The organism is Campylobacter portucalensis (assembly GCF_009690845.1).
Classification (GTDB): Bacteria; Campylobacterota; Campylobacteria; order Campylobacterales; family Campylobacteraceae; genus Campylobacter_B; species Campylobacter_B portucalensis.
The window spans coordinates 16,412-35,728 of record NZ_VWSJ01000001.1; the positions used below are offsets into that span (position 1 = coordinate 16,412).

Consider the following 19,317-nt stretch of genomic DNA (forward strand, 5'->3'; position numbering starts at 1 on the left):
AAAGCCCTTAAATAATCATTATCTATTAAACAAATTTACTTTTTTAAATATGTTTCTATAGTTAAAAGCAACAAAAACTAACAAAAATACTAAATTTAAAAATATAAATTTAAAATTTAAATTATAGCAAATATAAGAAGTAGTCAAAAATAATAAAAAATATAAAATATTTATAAATTTAATTTTTATTATAAACTCTTTTTTTATTAAAAACATAATCATTAAACAAGCGACTATATATTCTAAAATAAACCCAAAAATCACAGCCCAAATTCCTATCTTATCTATAAAAAAAGTTATAAAAAAAACATTTATAACAAGATAAATTATACAAATTTTAGGCAGATATTTATTATAATTAATTTTATTTATTATATTTGTTAGAAATTCATAAATTCCTATAAAAACATAAATCAATATGCAAAATGGTATATAAATAAAAGCTTCATAATATTTAATATCTATTAAATATGGAAATATAATTTTAATAGCAATTATTAAAAAACTAGAGCCTAAAAACAGAAATTTTATATATTCATTTATGGCTTTTGTGTAGTAATCACTCATCATATTTTTATCTAAAATTTTAGAAAAATTTACCTCTTGCCAAGCCATTTTAAAACATTGCACAAAAAGAAGAAGTAAGGCTGAAAATTTTAAAGCTATAGCGTAGTATCCATTTTGTGCTAAAGATATACTTTTAGAGATACAAAATTTGCCATAAAATTCAGCAAACCAGTAGCTAAATGCAAGACTAACTAAAGGTAGAGAGTAAAAAAACATCGGTTTTACAAAACTAAAATCTCCAAAACCAAGCCTAAATTTTGAAAAAATTTTTACATTAAAATCTATAATTAAAATAGCAAAAATAGTAGAAATTATAGAAGAATAAATCAAACTAACATATCCAAATTTAAAATATATTAAAAAAATTAAAGTCAAAATAGCACCAATTAAGGCTGAAAATAATCCACTAAAAACAAATACATAGCTAAAATTATAAGCTCTACAAATATATCCATAAATAGTGTGGATATATGTTATAACTCCTAAAAAAATGAGCAAGATTGCAAATTTAACATCAAAAATAGTTAAAAAAATATAAAAACCAAACACATAAAAAACTAAGCAAATTACAAATACAACAAAGCCAGCAAATATGATTTTTTCTTTATAATTTTTTATACTCTTATAACTATCATCAAGTAAAAATTTCATAATAGCCACATAAATATCTATAAAAAATATGCCTATAAAAAAATTTACATAAACTAAACTCAAATCATATTCGCCATAATCGCTTGGACTTAAATACTTAGTATAAAAAGGAAGCATAAAAAAAGCCAATAGCTTATTTAATGCAGTTCCTAAAAAATAAATTCCACTAGATTTTAATAATCTTTTTAGATCAGACATTTTAAATTACTTTATCTTCTCTTCCCATTTTAGTGCTGATTTTATGATTAATCCTAAATCATCATATTTTGGTGTCCAGTTTGTTAAATTTCTAAGCTTTGTTGAATTTGCCACTAAGCACGCAGGATCGCCCTCTCTTCTATCTGAAATTTCAACTTTAAAATCAACTCCGCTTACTTCTTTTGCCTTTTCAATTACTTCTTTTACGCTAAAACCTTTACCATATCCAACATTAAAAATTTCACTCTTTGCACCACTATTTAAATACTCAAGTGCCGATAAATGAGCACTTGCTAAATCTTCTACATGGATATAATCCCTTATGCAAGTGCCATCTTTAGTAGGATAATCATCACCAAAAATACTCATCTTATCTCTTTTTTTTGTAATTGTTTGAGTGGCGATTTTAACTAAATGAGTTGCATTTGGATAGTTTTGCCCTAAAAGCCCGTCCATACTAGCACCTGCAACGTTAAAATACCTTAAAATTACAAATTTAAACTCCTCATCACTGCTAGCTAAATCTCTTAAGAACCATTCACTCATCATTTTACTTCTTCCATATGGATTGATTGGATTAAGTAAGCTATCTTCTTTTATTTCGCCACTATCTGGTTCTCCATAAACAGCTGCAGTTGAACTAAATATAAATTTATTTACGCCATATTTTGCTGATAGAGTTATTAAATTTAAAGTATTTGTTGTGTTATTTAGATAGTATTTTAATGGGTTTTGAGTGCTTTCAAAAACCTCTATAAAAGCAGCAAAGTGGATGATTGCTTCAAATTTATGCTTTTTAAAAAGCTCTTCAAGCTTAGTGATTTCTTCTAAATCTAAATTTATAAACTCAAACTTTTTTATGCCCTTTAAACTCTCAATTGCCTTAAATGAGCCTTTTGAGAGATTATCAATCACAACAACCTCACACCCTTTTTCTAAAAGCTGCTTTACAACGTGACTTCCGATATATCCAGCCCCACCAGTTACTAAAATTTTCATAAATCTCCTTTTTAAAATATATTTTACTATAAACTTAATTTACCATCGCTTCTAACTCTTAAAAACACAGGAAATCTTGGCTTGTTATTATTTGTTAAATTTTGAAATTTATATGTGATAATTTCTCCTATTTTAGGAGGATTTTTACGTATTTCATCGCTAAAGCCTGAGCCTATTTTAAAAATTTCGCCTGTGTTTAAATCCTTACAAGTTAGCGATCCCATCATATTTTTATATTTTCCATTTCCTTTATTTATGGCTATTACTTCACACTCGCTATCTTTAAATTTTTTAAGTTTTAAGATTTTATCGCTTCTTTTATCTTCATAGATTAAATCAGGACTTCTTGCCACGACGCCCTCACCGCCGTTATTTACAACCTCATCTAAAAACTCAAAAACCTCATCATTGTCTTTAGCAATGGTTTGCTTTATGGCCTCTATATTTTTACAATTTTTAGAAATTTCTAACATTTTTTCATATTTAATGCTGAAATTCGCGTCCATTTTTGGTATATCAAAAATATAAAATTTAATCTCTTTCCATCCATCATTTGGGTTTATTTGTGAAGTTATGGATGAAATATTTTCAAAATCACCCCTTTTTGTAAAAAGCTCTCCATCTAAATCAAAATTTGGAAAACACTTTATAAATTCATCTGGATAGCTAAATTTATATCCATTTCTACTTTTTAGCTCCTCACCATCCCAAATTCCCCTAACTCCATCAAGTTTTTCGCTTATAAAATACCCGCTTAAATTTTCATCCCCGTACTCACTTAAAAGCATAACAGCGTTTAAATTTAAGCAAATTAGAAGTAGTAAATTAACTAATTTCAAGCTTTATTCTTTCTAGTTCTTCATCAATAAATTTAGAAAAAACAGGAGTATAGTTTAAATCACTCTTTTCTTTTTCTAAATACTCTTTTGTGTTTAAAAGATAAGAAGCATAATCTTGCAAATTTAAATTTCCTTTTAAAAGCTCATATTTTAAAAAAAGCCAATAAGTATTTAAAACATCACTTTGGCAATAACTTGAAATTTTTTCAAGCTTATTTTGATAGAAAAGCTCCATTACTTGATCTCCTTTTGTATCAAATTTACCTGGTAAATTTAAACTCGCACAAAGAGTATCTAATTTAAGCCCTCTAATAATCCCAAAATCACTAATATGATCCATTAAATCAAGATGAAATTTACCATCATACCTACTTCTATAATTCCCATCCCATTTGCTTTTATTTAAATTTTTATTATCCACTTCAAAATATGCCCGAATGCTTAAATTATATCTCATCGCTCTAGCCATAATCATCGGTAAATCAAAACCTCTTCCATTAAAACTAATCAAACGTATATTATTATTTATTACAGAAAAAAATTTATTAATTATCTCTTTTTCATCACCTAAAATATTTGAAACCCTTAAAAAACTACCAAATTCATCAGCCAACACTACACTTATACAGACTATTTTATGAAAATTTACAGGTAAAAAATTTGAATTTGTAGCTTCAAATTGTCTTTCTTGTGCAAAAACTGATAATTTATAGTCTGGATTATTTTTAAAATCGTCATCCCTAAAACCATCTTTAATAAAATTTTCATATTCATTTGGATAAATTCTTTTTAAACTCTCCACGCAAGGAATTGTTTCACAATCAAATATACAAATGGCTTCTTTCATTTTATTTTTTCCCATTCTAAAATAGTATTTCCATCGATATCTTTATCAATTTGTGCCATACCTAAAGTGTTATATCCACAATCTACATAGTGAATCTCGCCTGTAACCGCACTTGATAGATCACTCAATAGATAAAGTCCGCTTTTACCAACATCATCAATTGTTACATTTCTTTTTAGAGGTGCATTTGTTTCATTCCATTTTAAAATCATTTTAAAATCCCCTATTCCACTCGATGCAAGAGTTTTAATAGGTCCTGCTGAGATAGCATTTACTCTGATGTTTTTCTTTCCTAAATCATATGCTAAATATCTAACACTGCTTTCAAGTGCTGCTTTTGCAACGCCCATTACATTATAATGTGGTACAAATTTAACTCCGCCTAAATAAGAAAGAGTCAAAATAGAAGAGCCATCATTTAAAATCGGTAAAACAGCTTTTGTTAAAGCCAAAAACGAATAAACGCTAGTTTGCATAGCAGTATCAAATGCTTCTCTTGTAGTATCTATAAAATTTCCATCCAAAGCCTCTTTTGGCGCAAAAGCAACTGAATGCAAAACAAAATCAATCTTTCCAAAATCTTTTTCTAAAGAATTTTTTAAATTTGCTAACTCTTCGTCATTATTTACATCAAGTTTATAAATTTTATCGCTTCCAAGCTCAGTTGCTAATGGCTCAACTCTTTTTAATAAAGTATCATTTAAATATGTAAATGCCAGCTCTGCACCTGCTTCTTTGCAAGCTTTTGCAATCCCATAAGCAATTGACATCTTATTTGCAACTCCAACAATTAATCCTTTTTTACCCTCTAAAATCATTTTCTCTCCTTTAAATTTAACATCTTGCAAATTGCCATTTTAATGTGAGTTAGGAGCGAGCTTTGATCACTTTATATCTTTAAGTAAATTTATAAAGCCATCTACTTCATAGCTTGCACTTCCCACTAAAGCACCTCCACAATTTTTAATTTTTAAAATTTCATTAATATTGCTTTCATTAACGCTTCCACCATATAAAAGTGGGGCTTTTGTTAAGGTTCTTAGAAAATCTAAAATTTCATCAATATCGCCCAAATTTGCACTTTTTCCTGTTCCAATAGCCCAAACTGGCTCATAAGCAATAATTAAATTTTCATAGCTTAAATCAACTCCTTGAAGCTGTGCGGCTAAAAATTCCTTTGTTTTTCCGCTATTTTTAATCTCTAAATTTTCGCCAACACAAAAAACTATATTTAAACTCTTATCTTTTGCAAACTCAAATTTAGCCTTTAAAAGGTCATTATCTTCGCCTAAAATTCGCCTCTCGCTATGCCCTATTAAAATGCTATTTATATCAAATTCTTTTAGCATCTCAAAGCCAATTTCACCTGTGAAATTTCCATTTTCACAAGGATAGAAATTTTGAGCTCCTATTTTAAAGCTAAATTTATTTTCCATAAAAGCTGAAGCAGGCGCAAAAACTTTAACTTCTAAATTTGAATTTTTGCAAAATTTATCTAAATTTTTAGCATAATTTTCAAAGCTTTTTCTCGTATGATTACATTTTAAATTTGCATAAATTCTCAATACTCATCCTTTTTTAAAAGAACTTTTATACCAGGTAGCTCTTTGCCTTCAATTAACTCCAAACTAGCCCCTCCACCAGTTGATATAAAAGTCATCTCATCTTGATCACCAGCTCTTGCTACAACATCGGCAGTATCACCACCTCCTATTACAGTCATAGCGTTACTTTCAGCGACTGCGTGGCTTATCCTAAAACTTCCTCTTGCGAATTTATCCATCTCAAAAACACCCATTGGCCCATTCCACCAAATCGTCCCTGCACCATCAAGTGCTTCTTTAAAAAGTGTTACGCTAGCTGGCCCAATGTCAAGACCCATCCAATCTTTTGGAATTTCTTGAGTTGTGACATATTTCATAACCGAATCTTGTGAGAAATGAGGTGCTACGATAGCATCAACAGGTAGGTAAATTTTAACACCAAGTTCTTTACCTTTTTCTAAAATTTTGCTTGCTTCATCTAAAAGCTCTTCCTCTAAAAGAGAATTTCCTATCTCAAACCCTAAAGCTTTTAAAAAAGTAAATGCCATTCCGCCGCCAATTATAAGCTTATCAACTTTTGGTAATAAATTTTTTAGAGCCTGCAACTTTCCGCTAACTTTGCTTCCACCAACGATTGCAACAAAAGGACGAGTTGGACGCTTAATTAAATTTTGAGCAAAATTTATCTCTTTTTGCAGTAAAAATCCTGCCCCTTTGTGCCCATCATCAAAAAATTTAGTAATTGCATGAACAGAGGCATGAGCTCTATGACAAACCCCAAAAGCATCATTTATATAAAAATCAGCATAGCTAGCTAACTTTTTAGCAAATTCTTCGTCATTTTTTGTTTCGCCTTTTTCAAATCTTAAATTCTCTAATAGTAAAATTTCCTCGCCTTTTAGTGAATTTACAGCTTCTTTTGCTACTACTCCAGCAACATCTTTTACAAAAAGCACATCTTTATCTAAAAGGCGAGATAATCTTTTTGCAACAGGCTCTAGGCTAAATTTATCATCCACGCTTTTTGGTCGTCCTAAATGGCTTGCTAAAATAATTGCCATCCCTTCATCCAAACAATACTTTATCGTTGCAAGAGCTGAGCGAATTCTTCTATCGTCTGTTATGTTTTGATACTCATCCATTGGCACATTAAAATCACATCTTATAAAAACCTTTTTTCCTGGTTGAAATTTAATATCTTTTATAAATAAAAGCTCTCTCATCTCCTCGCTCCAAGTGCATAAGTAGCTAATTCAATAAGCCTTTTAGAATATCCCCATTCATTATCATACCAAGCTAATACTTTTACTAAATTTCCATCCACAACCTGAGTCATATCAGTTGCTACAATACTAGAATACTCACATCCTATAAAATCACTTGAAACTCTATACTCTTCATCTACAAGTAAAATTCCGCTCATTTTTGATTTTGAGTACTCTTTAAATTTTAAATTTATCTCATCTTTTGTAACATTTTTATTTAAAACCACACTTAAATCAACCATAGAAACATTAGCAATTGGCACTCTAAGGCTAAGTCCATTTAATTTACCATTTAACTTAGGAATAACCAACCCAATTGCCTTTGCAGCACCTGTTGTAGTCGGGATAATGTTTGAAGCTGCAGCTCTACTTTTTCTAAAATCTTTGCTTTTTACATCAAGTAAATTTTGACTACTCGTATAAGCGTGAGTTGTCGTCATAATGCCTTTTTGTATGCCAAACTCATCATCTAAAACTTTTACAACTGGTGCAAGAGCGTTTGTAGTGCAACTTGCATTAGAGATAATTTTTTCTTTTGCATAAGTTTCGTGATTTACGCCCATTACAAAAGTAGGTGTATCATCTTTAGCTGGAGCACTCATCACAACTAAATCAAGCCCTTTATCAAGATAAGGCTGACACTTTTCTTGAGTTAAGAATGCTCCTGTACATTCAAGCACAACCTCTGCTCCAAATGATTTAAAATCTAACTCATCTAAATTTCTTGTTGAAAAAACTCTAATTTTCTTGCCATTTATGGAGATATAATCATCATTTATAACCTCAACTTTTTGTTTAAATTCTCCATGAACTGAGTCGTATTGCAATAAATATCTTGTTATATCTCTTGAAGCTGTGTCGTTAATCGCAACTAATTGTGCATCATCCATATTTGATAAAATTCTAGTTGCACATCTACCAATCCTGCCAAAGCCGTTAATTGCAAATTTAAATGCCATATAATTTCCTTTTTGGTATAATAGTTGCTATTTTACTAAATTTAAGGTTAAAGTTAATTTAAATGGATATAGCACTATTTGGTGGCAGTTTTGATCCGCCACATATCGGACACGAAGAGATTGTAAGACTAGCTCTAAAAAATCTTGATATTTATAAGTTATTTATAATGCCAACTTTTTTAAATCCATTTAAAAATGAGTATTTTTTAGAGCCAAATTTAAGGCTAAATTTATGCAAAAAACTTTGGCAAAATTTAAATAAAGTTGAAATTTGCGACTATGAAATTTTACAAAACCGCCCAGTTCCTACAATTGAAAGCGTTAAATTTTTATATTCTAAATTTAATATAAAAAATTTTTATTTAATAATTGGGGCTGATAATTTAAATAATTTATATAAATGGTATGAATTTAATGAGTTAAAAAAAATAGTTAAATTTGTAGTTGCAACCAGAAATGATATAAAAATTCCTTCAAATTTGCAAAAATTAAATTTAAATGTTAAAATCTCATCTTCAAATTTGAGAAAAAATTTAGACTTAAATTTTGTGCCTGATTTGATAAAAGATGATGTGTTTAAAATTTATAAAAGGATAAATATGGAAAAAATTATAAAAAAAATAGCTACACTTTTAGATGAAAAAAAAGCTGAAAATATAGAAATAATCGATATGAGTGATAAGGACTATATAGCCAAATTCGTAGTGATTGCTACAACCCTAACTGGAAAACATAGTGCTTCTTTATTAGATGAATTATCAACAACGCTAAAACCAATGGGCGAAAAATTTCTCAATGTAGAAACTAGTGATGAGTGGAGCGTTATAGATATGGGCGATATTTTAATTCATTTAATGAGTGAAAAATATAGAGCAAAATACAATATCGAAGAATTTTTAGATAAATTAAAAAAAGGTGAAAATTAATCACCTTACAAAAAAATAAACTAAAATAAAACTAGCTAAAATCAACCAAATAGCAAGTATTATGGCTAACAAAAAAGGCTTTTTGCTAGAATGCTTTAATATATCTTTTCTAATGCCAAAACCAAGACAAAACATAGCAATACTAAGCAAAATCGTATCTATAAAATTAATAACGGGTATTAAATTTAGCCTTAAATTTTCAGGAATAAATGAGCCTATAACTATCATCAACAAAAACAAAAATGCAAAATATGGAATTTCAAATTTTGCACTATTTTGACCATTTGGTATAAAAAATTTTATAAAAATTCCAAGCATAATCAAAAACGGAACGAGCATTAAAACTCTAAGCATTTTTATAATAACACTAATATCTCCTGCGCCAACCCCTGCACCCGCTGCTACTGCATGAGCTACTTCGTGTATTGAAAGCCCTACCATATAGCCCATTTTTTCTTGACTTAAAGGAATTAAACCAGCATTAAAAAGAATAGGATAAGCAAACATAAAAATACTTCCAAAAACAACTACAGTGCAAATAGCAATTGCTATTTGCTCACTTTTTGCTTTTATAGTGCTACTTGTTGCTAAAACTGCCGCTGCTCCACAAATTGAACTTCCTGCACTAACTAAAACGGATGTTTTTTTATCAATACCCAATAATTTTCCAACAAAACATCCCAAGAAAAATGTCGAAAATACTATAAAAAATGCAAATAAAATTCCATTCAATCCAACAACGGCTATATCATTTAAAGTTATTTTAAAGCCATAAAGTATAATTCCAAGTCTTAAAATTTGTTTTGTTGAAAACGATAAAACACCTGTTTTTCCTAAAAACTTATGAGATTTTTTAAATAAATTTCCAATAATAACACCAATCACAACAGAAATAATCAAAGAGCTAATAGCAAAAGTTTTAAAAGGCTCTATTATAGAGATTAAATAAGCACAAAATGAGCTTAAAAAAACAAACATCCACGCCTTTATTTTTCTTTTTATATAAAGATTTTTATTATTTATTTCTCCAAAATCAACTATTTTTTTAAATTTATTTTTCATTTTATATATTTATCCTTTTAAATTAAAAAATGTATTTTATCAAATAAAATTAAATAATTGAAAAATATTTAATATTTTTGATTATAATATAAAAATTTATATATAAAGGATAAAAAAATGACCATTAAACAAGTTGAGTATTTTTTAAAAGTATGTGAATTAAAGCAAATAAGCGAGTGTTCAAAATTTTTTGGTATTTCACAATCTGCAATGTCAATTTCTATAAAAAATCTTGAGAATTCTTTAGGAGGAAATTTGTTTGATAGGCGTGGAAAAACCCTTATCATAAACGAACGCGGTAAATCTTTTGCTAAAGCTATAACGCCAATTTACAACAAAGTTTTAGAAATAGAAAAAAATATGAAAGATAAAAATATGTTTGAAATCAACATAATGTCTTCACAAAATATCGGAAACTATCTCTTGCCATATATTTTAACCAATCTTTTAGATAGCAATCAACAAAATATCCAAATAAAAACTGATATAGCAAACACAAGTGTGATTTTGGATAAAATTTTAAACAATGAGTGCGATTTGGCTGTAGTCGAGGGAGAATTTCGTAACAAGGATTTAAATTTAGTCAAAATTTGTGATGATGAGCTTATAGTAGTAACTGGGGATAAGACTTATTTAGATAGAATTTGTAATACAAATGAATTATCTAGCAAAGAGTGGATTATGAGAGAAAACGGCTCTGGTGCTAGAGATACTTTTTTCAAAAATTTACCTAAGAGTGTGGATATTAAAATTTTATTAGAATTAACTAGCACAGAAGCCATAAAAAGATGCATTATGAATAAAAATTATTTTGCTTGCGTGCCTAAAATTAGCGTTAAAAATGAACTTGGTAAAGGAATTTATGAGGTTAAATTTAAAACATTGAAATTTAAAAGAGTTCTAAATGTAGTGTATCTAAAAGACAAAGAAACTAGCGAAAATTTCATAAAAATAATAGAAAAAATCATAAATCAATTAATTATTTGTCATGAAAATTTAACTAAATAGCTTTTAAATATTTGCAGAAATTTGATCATAAAGGTGCATAATTTGAGTCTTGTTTGATATAAGGCTATTTTTATTCGCTATCAAATAAGCTGAGCTATGCATTATAACCTCAGCCACTTTTAATCCATTTTGTTTCATCGTAGTGCCAGTTTCTACATTATCAACTATGGCATCTGATAAATTTATTAAAGGTGCTAATTCAATCGAGCCGTAAAGCTTGATAATATTGACAGAAATTGCCTTTGATGCAAAATATTCTCTGGTTATGTTTGGCATTTTTGTAGCCACTCTTATGCTTGGTAAATTATAATTTAACTCATCTTCGCTTTTTATTCCAACACAAACCCTACACTTTCCAATACCTAAATCCAAAAGTCTAAAAACATTAGGCTTTCTCTCTTCTAAAACATCAAGTCCAACAACGCCCAAATCAGCTCCACCATTTTCTACATATGTTGGTATATCTTGATTTCTTACAGATAAAAATTTAAATCCATTAGAATGCATAATTAATTTTCTATCTTCAAAAACAAATTTATCATTAAAAATTTTTTCAAAAATTTTTAAAGTATCATCAGCAATCCTGCCCTTAGGAAGTGCTATTGTTATCATAATACCCCTTTTTGGATTAAGGCTTTTTTCATACCCTTAAAAATCAAATTTTTATCAAAAATTGAATTTTCAAAATATCTAGAAAAAATTTCACCATTACCGCCAGTAAAATATATTTTTTTATTTTTACTTAAATTTTTTATGTTTAAAATTATAGACGTAATTACGCCATAACTCATTGCATTTTGAGTATTCTTAGGAAGACTATCAAGATGAATATCAAAATTAAAAGAGAAATTCAAAGCGGGCGAAATATCTCTAAAAGCTTTTAAATAAGCACCTATGCCTGGTAAAATATACCCGCCCTTATGAATTTCATCTTCCATAATATCAACTGTAATTGCACTTCCAGCATCAACAACAATACCATTATCTATTCCATAACAACCTGCAATTCTATCGATGCCAAGACCTATATATTTGGTTTTAAATTCAAAAAATCCACTTATATCTATAAATTTAGAATTTTGTGGCTTAAATTTAGAATTAACACTTATATAATACGCATTTTGAGTCGGCTGATAATTTTTTAATTCATCAAAATTTAAGCTAAAAAATTTGCCATCTTCTAAAAATTTAGCACTAAAATTTCCTACATCGCAAAGCAACATTTAAATCCATTTTCCTCCATTAATTTTAGTGCTTTTGAGCAAATTTCACTATTGTAAAAAAATATTTTTTTTCTACTAATTATGTCTAAATCTTTTAAGATCATATTACTAAATTCTGCAACTTCTATGCCATTTTTTTGTAAAAACCTACTTTTAGCATCACGAAATACAAGCAATAAGTTATTGCTTTGCATATCTACACCAACAATAACCTTATAGCTCTTAGCTCTAGTATAGAGTTTTAAATTTATAGTTTTAGTTTTTTTTAGAAAAATCTTATGTTTTAATAAAATTTCTTCCATTATTTTAGCTCGAAAAATTTATTATCATAATAAAATTTATCAAATCCAATAAAACTTCTTTCGTCTAATTCATCGCTTAATCTATAAATTTGTGTATTTTTAAAATCTAAATCAATCTTAATTAAATAGCCTGTTTTTTCAAAAATATAAATATAATTATTATAAATTGTCATTGCACTAAAAATTGCAAATTTAAATTTGTTTTGAAAAATTTCATTTAAATTTAAATCAAAAACCTTAAATATCCCATCTTTTCTTAAAACATAAATTCTATCGCCATGAATTAATATATCTTTTATATTTTCGCTAAGTCTTTTGTTGCCATTTGGTGAGATTAATACCAAATTAGTATTTGTAGCAGCATATATATTTCCTCCTATGTTTTCTAAAAATATAATATTATTAAAGAAAAATTCCGTGCTAACAAACACATCTTGAGTAATTGAGTTTTTATTTACTATAACAACCCTGCCATCTAGCGTTGGATATACTATTGTATCATATAAAAATAAAGGAGTAGCAACTCTTGAGTCTATAGCATATATATTATCAAATTTTTGAGTTAAAAGAATTTGTTTTGAGTAAATGTCTATCAAAAATATAGAGTTATCGGCACTAACAAGAGCCAATAAATTTGACTTTAAGGCAGCACTTACTATTTGTGTTGGAAATTGTTGTGAAAAAATTTCATTAGAATTTTTATCTCTTATTTTTAAATTTCCATCAAAATTTGAAGATATAATAAATCCATCAAATTTACCTAGAAATTTTTCATTCTTATCAAGTTTTATACCGCTCAATAAACCATTTTTTGTTATAATCATACCATTTTTTAGAGTAGCACCACTAATAGTTGCATGAGTGATTTTATTTTCTAAACTACCACCAACTGAAATTTTACCTATAATTTCCTCGTCCGCAGGATTAAAATACTCCCTTTTTGTAGAGCAACCAACCAAAAACACAACACCTAAAAATATAAATAAAATTTTAATTTTTTTCATTTTTTATCCCATTATAATGTTTTAAATTTTTTACTATCTCAAAAAGCTCAGAATTTGAAGGAATTTTTAAAAATTCGTTATTTGCTTGATCGATTTTACCATCTTTTAATAATTTATAACCATTTAAAAAAGCTCTATAAGATTTCATTATATCGCTACTATCTTCATTAATATAAAATTTCATGATATTAATAAGATTTTTATCTATATTTTTCATTTGTGAAAGTTCTTTTATTTTTTGAGTATCATTTTTATCTAATGCTAGCCTAAATTCATAAAGAGCATATAAATTTATACTCTTATTTTTTAAATCATCTTTAGCTTTTTGATTATTTGGATTTTCAATGAGTTCGCTATATAGTAAATTTGCACTTTTAAAATTACTATGCTCTATATAGTTATTTGTAAAATATCCAAGAACCACAATAACAATCAAAACAGATAAAACAATCAACGGTTTTTTGTATTTTTTTACAAAAAGCTCACTTTTTATAATATTTTCCAACAAAGCCTCGTTAGAGTCAATACTTTCTTTTACGCCTTTTAAATCATCTTTTAATGCCAAAAATCATCCTTTTTTAAAAAATTCCCATAATTGTAGCATAAAATATTTTAAATCACGCCTAAATATAAGTTATTTTGTGTTATAATGTCGAAAATTTTATTTTAGGTTAAGGATTTACATGCAAATCAGTGATGAAATTTTAAAAAAGTTAGAGAAATTGAGTGCTTTTAAAATACCAGATGAAAAAAGAGAAGAGATAAAATCTCAATTAGGTGAAATAGTAAATTTTGTAGAAATTTTAAACGAATTAAATTTGGATAAAAACAGTGCAACTACAAATGTATTTGATAAAAAGACACCATTAAGAGAAGATATACCTTCTCAAAATCGTGAAGTTATTGATATAATCTTAAAAAACGCTCCAAAGAGTGAAAATGGATTTTTTGTCGTTCCAAAAATTATAGAATAAAGGTAATAACAATGCAAGAAGAAAGCAAATTAAACATTGACGTTCATGCACTTTTAAAAGTGGTTGTTCAACATAAAGCAAGTGATTTACATTTAGTTTCAAGAAGCGCGCCGCAAGTTAGAATAGATGGCAAATTAAGACCTTTGCAAATGCAGGCTTTAACAGGAAATGATATACAATATCTTTGTTACGCCATAATAACAGATGCTCAAAAAAGTGAACTCGAAGAAAATAAAGAACTAGATTTTGCTTATGAAGTTCCGAATTTAGGGCGTTTTAGAGGGAATTATTACTACACAATGAATGGGGACTTGGCAGCTGCTTTTCGTATAATTCCTACAACTATTCCATCTATTGATGATTTAAATGGACCAAAAATTTTTAAAAATATAGTAAAAAGAGAAAAAGGACTTATTTTAGTAACAGGACCAACAGGAAGTGGAAAATCAACCACATTAGCATCTTTGTTAAATGAAATTAACGAAAATGAAAGAAAACACATTATTACAGTCGAAGATCCTGTTGAATTCGTACATACCAATAAAAAAGCACTTTTTTCGCATAGAAATGTAGGAACCGATACTCATTCTTATGCAAATGCTCTAAAATATGCACTTCGTGAAGATCCAGATATTATACTCGTTGGAGAGCTTAGAGATAGAGAAACGATTTCTATCGCAATTACAGCAGCAGAAACTGGGCACTTAGTTTTTGGAACGCTTCATACAAACTCAGCTATGCAAACAATTAGCCGTATTATTGATAGTTTTGATGGAGGGGAACAAACTCAAATAAGAAATATGCTATCAGTTTCCTTAACTGCAATAATTTCACAATCACTTTTGCCAAAAATAGGCGGAGGAAGGGTTGCTATACATGAAATTTTAATCAACAATAGTGCTATTGCAAATTTAATTAGAGAAGATAAAAATCATCAAATTTACTCTCAAATGCAGTTAAATCAGCAACAAACAGGTATGCAAACACAAACGCAAACCTTAATCAAGTACATACAAGCAAGACAAATAACAAAAGATGATGCACTTAGATATTCAACAAATTTACAAGAATTAATTAGAGCAGTTGGCGAATAATGAGTGCTGGAAATTGGTTTGATGCTATAATTTTATTTTTAGTCTTAGTTTTTGCTTTAAAAGGTTTAAAAAGCGGAGTTATAAGAGAAATTTTTGGCATAATAGGAATGATAGGCGGTTTTTTAATTGCTTTAAAATTTAAAAATGAAGTTGGTGCTTGGATAAATTTAAATATATATGATATTAAAAAATTAGGAATTTTAGAAGGTAATGGCACTGAAATTTTGATAGGTTTTATAGCAACTATGTTTGGGATATGGATTATAGCTTTAATTATGGGGGAAATATTATCAAAACTATTAGGGCTTAGTGGTCTTGGATTTTTAGATAAAATAGGCGGATTTGCATTTGGTGGTGCTAAAGTTTTTTTAATATTTTCAATTCTAGCTACTTTTATACACTCATCCACAAGGTTAAATATGCAAGCTCAAAAATTTTTCTCTACAAGCTTAATATATGAATATCTAATAAATACAGGAGCATACCTGATGGGGATAAAAACAGCTAATATCCAACAACAAATTAAAAACTTAGAAAACAATAAAACAGATACAGAAGAAACGATTCGAAATTTAAACACAGAAGATAGAAATATTTCAATCATGCAAGGAGAAATAAATGAAACGACAATCAATTGAAAATTTAGAATTTGATGTACTTTTGGACGAATTTAAAAAAATTCTTAAAGATGGCGGACTTAAATACACTCAACAAAGAGAAGCCCTTTTAAGAACTCTATATAATAGCAATTGCCATTATACGCCTGAAAATTTATATTTAAAAATCAAAGAAAATTACCCTGAATTAAATGTAGGAATAGCAACAGTATATAGAACTCTAAATTTATTAGAAGATTCTGGAATGGCAACTTCAATATCTTTTGGTGCACAAGGTAAAAAATTTGAACTTGCAATCAAACCTCATCACGATCATTTAATTTGCAAAAACTGCGGAAAAATTGTAGAATTTCATGATCCAACTATAGAAAAAAAGCAGCTATCTATAGCAAAAGAAAATGGATTTATTTTAACAGGGCATTTAATGCAACTTTATGGAGTTTGTTCTGATTGTCGTAAAAAAGGAGCTAATTAAGTGATATTTGATAATCAACTAGAAATTCAAAGAATTGAAAAAGCAGATGAGCTTAGAAATTTAGGGATCAATCCATACCCTCATTTTTTAAAAAAAGATATGAGTATAAAAGAATTTAGGGATAAATTTGAAGATATAAAAAACAGCGAAATTAAAAAGTCAGATGAAGAAGTTATGATTGCAGGTAGGCTTATGCTAAAAAGAGTTGCTGGAAAATCAACTTTTGGAAATATTGAAGATGAAAGTGGCAATATCCAAATTTACTACTCAAGAGATAGTATAGGCGAAGAAAACTATACAAATTTTAAAAAGAATTTAGAAGTTGGCGATATTGTTTTAGTTAAAGGATATGCTTTTATAACTAAAACTGGAGAATTTTCTATCCACGTTTCTAAAATCACTTTAGCCACAAAATCCATATCTCCTCTGCCTGAAAAGTTTCACGGACTTACTGATAAAGAGATAAGATACCGCCAAAGATATCTTGATATGATAATGGATAAAAATGTTAGAGATGATTTTAAAAAACGCTCAATCATTATTTCAGAAATTAGAAATTTTTTTGAAGAGAGAGGGTTTTTAGAGGTTGAAACACCTATGATGCATCCAATACCTGGCGGTGCAAATGCAAAACCATTTATAACTCATCACAACGCTTTAAATGTTGATAGATATTTAAGAATCGCCCCTGAACTCTACCTAAAAAGGCTTATAGTTGGCGGTATGGAGGCTATTTTTGAAATAAATAGAAACTTTAGAAATGAAGGGATGGACTTAACTCATAATCCTGAATTTACCTCTATTGAGTTTTACTGGGCGTGGCATGACTATAATGACGCCATGGATTTAACCGAAGAGCTTTTTAAAGTTCTTTTAGAAAAATTAAATTTACCTAAAATTTTAACTTATGGTGAAAACGAAATTGACTTTTCAAAACCATTTACTAAAATTAAATATAAAGACGCTTTAATAAAAATTGGCAATATTGATGAAAAAATTATAAATGATAAAAATAAAATTTTAGAGAAATTAAAAAATGACGGATTTGAAGCAAATCAAAATTTAGACTTAGGGCATCTGCAAGCTGAACTTTTTGATAATTATGTTGAATCTAAATTAATAAATCCAACTTTTATAGTTGATTTTCCACTTTCAATAAGCCCCTTATCAAGAAAAAGCGATGAACATCCTAATATCGCCGAAAGATTTGAACTTTTTATAGCAGGAAAAGAGTTAGCAAATGCTTTTAATGAGCTAAATGATCCACTTGATCAATATGAAAGATTTAAAAACCAAATTGATGCAAAAAATGCAGGAAATGACGAAGCACATGAAATGGATGAAGATTTTATAAAAGCTCTAGGTTATGCTATGCCACCAACTGTAGGCTGGGGGCTTGGAATTGATAGACTTGTAATGCTTTTATTAGATAAAGAATCAATCAAAGATGTTATTTTATTTCCAGCTATGAAGCCTATAAAAAATTTAGAACAAGATAAAGACAAGGAGAAATAATGAGTTTAGAAAATTTTGATAAAGAGATATTTGATCTTACAAATAAAGAGTTAAAAAGACAGTGTGATTATTTAGAGATGATTGCGAGTGAAAATTTCACATATCCTGAAGTTATGGAAGTTATGGGATCAATCCTTACAAATAAATATGCAGAAGGTTACCCAAATAAAAGATATTATGGAGGATGTGAGTTTGTAGATGAGATAGAGCAAATCGCAATTAATAGGTGCAAAAAACTTTTTTCTTGTGAATTTGCAAATGTTCAGCCAAATTCAGGCTCTCAAGCAAATCAAGGTGTTTATGGAGCACTATTAAAACCAGGTGATAAAATTTTAGGTATGGATTTAAGTCATGGAGGGCACTTAACTCATGGTGCAAAGGTTTCAAGTAGTGGAAAATACTATGAAAGCTTTTTTTATGGAGTTGAGTTAGATGGCAGGATTAACTATGATAAAGTTTATGAAATAGCTCAAATTGTAAAGCCAAAGATGATAATTTGTGGAGCAAGTGCATATACAAGAGAGATTGATTTTGCTAAATTTAGAGAAATTGCTGATTCAGTGAAAGCTTATCTTTTTGCTGATGTGGCTCATATAGCAGGTCTTGTTGTAGCAGACGAACACAATAGCCCTTTTCCACATTGCCATATAGTTAGCTCAACCACTCATAAAACACTTCGTGGCCCAAGAGGTGGTATTATTATGACAAATGATGAAGATATCGCTAAAAAAATAAACTCAAGCATCTTTCCAGGCATTCAAGGCGGTCCATTGATGCATGTAATTGCAGCAAAAGCAGTTGGATTTAAATATAATCTATCGCCTGAATGGAAAATTTATGCAAAACAAGTTAAAGCAAACGCTAAAAAATTAGGTGAAATTTTAATGAGTAGAAATTTTGACTTAGTAAGTGGCGGAACGGACAACCACCTTGTTTTACTAAATTTATTAAATAAAGACTATAGTGGCAAAGATGCAAGTAATGCTTTAGAAAATGCTGGAATTACAACAAATAAAAACACAGTTCCTGGCGAAATCAGAAGTCCATTTATAACAAGTGGAGTTAGGATAGGAAGCCCAGCTTTAACAGCTAGAGGGATGAAAGAAGCTGAATTTGAGTTTATAGCAAATAAAATAGCTGATGTGCTTGATGATATAAATAATACCTCGCTCCAAGAAAAAGTTAAAGATGAGGTTAAAAATTTAGCTAGTAAATTTATAATCTATAATCAAGCTATGTATTAATTTA

General features: G+C 28.6%; 22 protein-coding genes. 8 read left to right on the plus strand and 14 right to left on the minus strand.

Features of this window, described 5'->3' with window-relative positions; translation table 11 throughout:
- Positions 1-18: 18 nt before the first annotated feature.
- From F1B92_RS00080 to gap, 8 genes are all read right to left on the minus strand, one after another.
- Entirely contained in the window at positions 19-1,416 is a 1,398-nt protein-coding gene (locus F1B92_RS00080) for a lipopolysaccharide biosynthesis protein (protein ID WP_154569884.1), read from the minus strand.
- A gap of 6 nt (positions 1,417-1,422) precedes the next feature.
- Complete coding sequence (galE, locus tag F1B92_RS00085) at positions 1,423-2,415, minus strand: UDP-glucose 4-epimerase GalE (protein ID WP_154569885.1); 993 nt, start codon at positions 2,413-2,415, stop codon at positions 1,423-1,425.
- Between the two features lie 26 nt (positions 2,416-2,441).
- Complete coding sequence (locus tag F1B92_RS00090; protein WP_154569886.1) at positions 2,442-3,254, minus strand: DNA ligase; 813 nt, start codon at positions 3,252-3,254, stop codon at positions 2,442-2,444.
- Positions 3,241-4,116: a 3'-5' exonuclease gene (locus tag F1B92_RS00095; RefSeq protein ID WP_229770847.1), complete on the minus strand. Its 876-nt coding sequence runs from the start codon at positions 4,114-4,116 to the stop codon at positions 3,241-3,243. Before F1B92_RS00095 ends, F1B92_RS00090 begins: the two co-directional genes overlap by 14 nt.
- On the minus strand, positions 4,098-4,919 hold the full coding sequence (gene fabI, locus F1B92_RS00100) for an enoyl-ACP reductase FabI (protein WP_154569887.1): 822 nt from the start codon (positions 4,917-4,919) through the stop codon (positions 4,098-4,100). The genes F1B92_RS00095 and fabI overlap by 19 nt, the downstream gene beginning before the upstream one ends.
- A 66-nt stretch (positions 4,920-4,985) precedes the next feature.
- The gene (locus F1B92_RS00105) at positions 4,986-5,666 is read right to left on the minus strand and encodes a triose-phosphate isomerase (protein WP_154569888.1); all 681 of its coding nucleotides are present in this window, start codon (positions 5,664-5,666) and stop codon (positions 4,986-4,988) included.
- Positions 5,663-6,868, minus strand: coding sequence for a phosphoglycerate kinase (locus F1B92_RS00110; RefSeq protein ID WP_154569889.1), 1,206 nt, complete (start codon positions 6,866-6,868; stop codon positions 5,663-5,665). The genes F1B92_RS00105 and F1B92_RS00110 overlap by 4 nt, the downstream gene beginning before the upstream one ends.
- Positions 6,865-7,869: a type I glyceraldehyde-3-phosphate dehydrogenase gene (gene gap / locus F1B92_RS00115; RefSeq protein ID WP_154569890.1), complete on the minus strand. Its 1,005-nt coding sequence runs from the start codon at positions 7,867-7,869 to the stop codon at positions 6,865-6,867. Before gap ends, F1B92_RS00110 begins: the two co-directional genes overlap by 4 nt.
- Positions 7,870-7,931: 62 nt before the next feature.
- On the opposite strand from gap, the gene nadD reads away from it, so the two are divergent.
- Positions 7,932-8,795: a nicotinate (nicotinamide) nucleotide adenylyltransferase gene (gene nadD, locus F1B92_RS00120; RefSeq protein ID WP_154569891.1), complete on the plus strand. Its 864-nt coding sequence runs from the start codon at positions 7,932-7,934 to the stop codon at positions 8,793-8,795.
- Here nadD and F1B92_RS00125 read toward each other — a convergent pair whose 3' ends face one another.
- Positions 8,796-9,857 carry a YeiH family protein gene (locus F1B92_RS00125; RefSeq protein ID WP_154569892.1) on the minus strand — a complete coding sequence of 354 codons (1,062 nt, stop codon included), beginning with the start codon at positions 9,855-9,857 and terminating at the stop codon, positions 8,796-8,798.
- A 117-nt stretch (positions 9,858-9,974) separates the two neighbouring features.
- On the opposite strand from F1B92_RS00125, the gene F1B92_RS00130 reads away from it, so the two are divergent.
- Entirely contained in the window at positions 9,975-10,865 is an 891-nt protein-coding gene (locus F1B92_RS00130) for a LysR family transcriptional regulator (protein ID WP_154569893.1), read from the plus strand.
- 3 nt (positions 10,866-10,868) lie between these two features.
- Here F1B92_RS00130 and hisG read toward each other — a convergent pair whose 3' ends face one another.
- Genes hisG through F1B92_RS00155 form a run of 5 tightly spaced genes read right to left on the minus strand, consistent with a single transcriptional unit; the run spans position 10,869 to position 13,959 of the window.
- Positions 10,869-11,477 carry an ATP phosphoribosyltransferase gene (gene hisG, locus F1B92_RS00135; protein WP_154569894.1) on the minus strand — a complete coding sequence of 203 codons (609 nt, stop codon included), beginning with the start codon at positions 11,475-11,477 and terminating at the stop codon, positions 10,869-10,871.
- Positions 11,474-12,088 carry a type III pantothenate kinase gene (locus tag F1B92_RS00140; protein ID WP_154569895.1) on the minus strand — a complete coding sequence of 205 codons (615 nt, stop codon included), beginning with the start codon at positions 12,086-12,088 and terminating at the stop codon, positions 11,474-11,476. The genes hisG and F1B92_RS00140 overlap by 4 nt, the downstream gene beginning before the upstream one ends.
- Entirely contained in the window at positions 12,070-12,390 is a 321-nt protein-coding gene (locus F1B92_RS00145) for a hypothetical protein (protein WP_154569896.1), read from the minus strand. The genes F1B92_RS00140 and F1B92_RS00145 overlap by 19 nt, the downstream gene beginning before the upstream one ends.
- The gene (locus tag F1B92_RS00150) at positions 12,390-13,394 is read right to left on the minus strand and encodes a hypothetical protein (RefSeq protein WP_154569897.1); all 1,005 of its coding nucleotides are present in this window, start codon (positions 13,392-13,394) and stop codon (positions 12,390-12,392) included. The genes F1B92_RS00145 and F1B92_RS00150 overlap by 1 nt, the downstream gene beginning before the upstream one ends.
- Positions 13,381-13,959 carry a hypothetical protein gene (locus F1B92_RS00155; protein WP_154569898.1) on the minus strand — a complete coding sequence of 193 codons (579 nt, stop codon included), beginning with the start codon at positions 13,957-13,959 and terminating at the stop codon, positions 13,381-13,383. The genes F1B92_RS00150 and F1B92_RS00155 overlap by 14 nt, the downstream gene beginning before the upstream one ends.
- A gap of 118 nt (positions 13,960-14,077) precedes the next feature.
- On the opposite strand from F1B92_RS00155, the gene gatC reads away from it, so the two are divergent.
- The 6 genes from gatC to F1B92_RS00185 are packed head-to-tail and all read left to right on the plus strand — an operon-like array spanning position 14,078 to position 19,313.
- Entirely contained in the window at positions 14,078-14,368 is a 291-nt protein-coding gene (gene gatC / locus F1B92_RS00160) for an Asp-tRNA(Asn)/Glu-tRNA(Gln) amidotransferase subunit GatC (protein WP_154569899.1), read from the plus strand.
- An 11-nt stretch (positions 14,369-14,379) separates the two neighbouring features.
- Entirely contained in the window at positions 14,380-15,462 is a 1,083-nt protein-coding gene (locus F1B92_RS00165) for a type IV pilus twitching motility protein PilT (RefSeq protein WP_154569900.1), read from the plus strand.
- Positions 15,462-16,100 (plus strand): CvpA family protein, encoded by a 639-nt coding sequence (locus F1B92_RS00170; protein WP_154569901.1) that lies wholly within the window; start codon positions 15,462-15,464, stop codon positions 16,098-16,100. Before F1B92_RS00165 ends, F1B92_RS00170 begins: the two co-directional genes overlap by 1 nt.
- Positions 16,081-16,554 carry a Fur family transcriptional regulator gene (locus F1B92_RS00175; protein WP_154569902.1) on the plus strand — a complete coding sequence of 158 codons (474 nt, stop codon included), beginning with the start codon at positions 16,081-16,083 and terminating at the stop codon, positions 16,552-16,554. The genes F1B92_RS00170 and F1B92_RS00175 overlap by 20 nt, the downstream gene beginning before the upstream one ends.
- A complete protein-coding gene (gene lysS, locus F1B92_RS00180; RefSeq protein ID WP_326833048.1) occupies positions 16,555-18,069 on the plus strand; it encodes a lysine--tRNA ligase in 1,515 nt (504 codons plus the stop codon).
- Complete coding sequence (locus tag F1B92_RS00185; protein ID WP_154569903.1) at positions 18,069-19,313, plus strand: serine hydroxymethyltransferase; 1,245 nt, start codon at positions 18,069-18,071, stop codon at positions 19,311-19,313. Before lysS ends, F1B92_RS00185 begins: the two co-directional genes overlap by 1 nt.
- Positions 19,314-19,317: the final 4 nt, after the last annotated feature.